Below are 259 nucleotides of genomic sequence, written 5' to 3' on the forward strand. Positions count from 1 at the left end.
ACACCAACCTGCACGAGCAACGTCAAAGTTACCAGTATCTTTACTGTCTAAGTATGATTTCCACTCTTGGTTTTCGAGTTTCGCATCAATACCAAGCTCTTTTTTCCACATTGATGCGATTGCGACTGCGAGCTTCTTATGGTTTTCAGATGTGTTGTAAAGGAGATTGAACTCAAGAGGATTACTCTTCGTGTAACCAGCTTCTTCTAGAAGACGCTTCGCTTCAGCGATACGCTCTTTTTGAGAAAGTTGACCATAC

At 42.1% G+C, this 259-nt stretch carries 1 protein-coding gene; it reads right to left on the reverse strand.

Annotated features, from left to right (window positions below; genetic code table 11):
• Window positions 1-259: ABC transporter substrate-binding protein (locus tag AB4512_RS24200; protein WP_372176031.1), on the reverse strand; the 259-nt coding region annotated here is incomplete at both ends.

This window comes from Vibrio sp. 10N.222.52.B7 (assembly GCF_041474275.1).
Taxonomy (GTDB): domain Bacteria; phylum Pseudomonadota; class Gammaproteobacteria; order Enterobacterales; family Vibrionaceae; genus Vibrio; species Vibrio crassostreae_C.